The sequence below is a fragment of the Deltaproteobacteria bacterium genome (assembly GCA_009930495.1).
Taxonomy (GTDB): Bacteria; Desulfobacterota; Desulfovibrionia; order Desulfovibrionales; family Desulfomicrobiaceae; genus Desulfomicrobium.
Window position 1 is genome coordinate 1 of sequence record RZYB01000387.1, and the last position, 1,448, is coordinate 1,448.

General features: G+C 59.9%; 2 protein-coding genes and 1 pseudogene. All 3 read left to right on the forward strand.

Features of this window, described 5'->3' with window-relative positions:
- Nucleotides 1-14: 14 nt before the first annotated feature.
- Nucleotides 15-482, forward strand: a complete 468-nt coding sequence (locus EOL86_14905; GenBank protein NCD26858.1) for a hypothetical protein — start codon at nucleotides 15-17, stop codon at nucleotides 480-482.
- 229 nt (nucleotides 483-711) lie between these two features.
- A pseudogene (locus EOL86_14910) lies at nucleotides 712-1,284 on the forward strand (hypothetical protein).
- 2 nt (nucleotides 1,285-1,286) lie between these two features.
- Nucleotides 1,287-1,448, forward strand: a 162-nt coding sequence (locus tag EOL86_14915) for a head-tail adaptor protein (protein NCD26859.1), incomplete at its 3' end; no start/stop codon positions are given.

Sequence of the window (1,448 nt, forward strand, 5' to 3'; positions counted from 1 at the left end):
AAGGAGGACGCCACATGAACCTGATTGAAAAAACCAAGATTGTTGCCGCCATCCCGCCCCAGGCGGGGGCGGCCATTACCGGCGATTATGTCAGCCTTAAAAACGCTGGCCATGTAACCGTGCTCGTTGACATCAACCAAGCAAACGCGGCCCCGGTGGCAATTACCATCGAGCAGGCTACGGCGGTGGCCGGAACCAGCACCAAGGTCATCACCAACGCGGTCCCCATCTATCTAGTGGCCGACGCGGCTACCTCTGACGCATGGGTGAGGCAGACCGACGACGTGGACTACACCACTGACGCCACGCTGAAGCATAAGCTCGTGGCGTTCGAAATCGACGCTGCGTCTTTGGACGTGGCCGGTGGTTTTGACTGCATCTGCGTGAAGACGGCAGCTTCCAACGCAGCGAACATCACCCAGGCCAGCTACGTACTGTCTGACCTGCGCTACGGCTCCGAAAAGACCGTGATCGTTGACTAACCATGGAGGATAGAGCCGTGAAATTGCGCCTGCTGACCCGCTGGAACGGGTACATGTCCGGGGAAGTCGTGTCCTTGTCTGATGCAAGGGCCGAGTATCTGGAAAAGGAGGGGATCGGCAGGGTCATTGATCGGCCCGCCCCCGTGGAAGAGGTCAAGGAAGAGAAGCCGAAGCCCAAGAAATAACTGCACGGCCCCTGCGAAAGTGGGGGCCGTTTTAGGAATAGCCCATGCTCAAACTCGTCGCCGCCCCGACCGTTGAACCCGTCACGCTCACAGAGGTGAAGGCGCATTGCGTCATTGCCCACGATGAAGATGACACGCTTTTGGGCATTCTCATCAGCGCGGCCAGGGAGCACGGCGAATCACTGACGGGCCGGAGTTGGGCAGAGAAGGCTCTTGAGGTGGTGTTGGATGCGTTCCCAAGCGGGAACATAGAGCTTCCGGCATCGCCAATCACAGCCGTGACCTCCATCAAGTATTTGGACGCTGACAGCGTTGAGCAGACCATGCCCGACACCGACTACACCGTTGATGCCGACTCGCTCGTTGGGCGCGTCGTTGCCGGCGAATGGCCGGAGACTGCGGACAAGATCAACGCCGTGCGCGTGCGGTACACCGCAGGGTGGACGCCTTCGACTATCCCGACGGCCTTGAAACAATGGCTCCTCATCCGCGTTGCGACTCTCTACGAGCACCGCGAAGCCCTGACCATGGTATCCAATAACCGGCTTGTGCTGCCCCTGGACCGTTCGTTCGTGGACGGGCTTCTGGACGCGCACACAGTCATCGGTGGCCTGTAATGATCCGCGCCGGCAAACTCCGTCAGGTCATCACCTACCAAGCCAAGACCCAGACCGTAGACGAATACGGTGGCCCGGTGGAAACGTGGGCAGACTTTGCCACGGTTCGGGCGTCCGTAGCCCCGCTGATCGGCAAGGACATGCTCTCGTCAATGGCGGCTCAG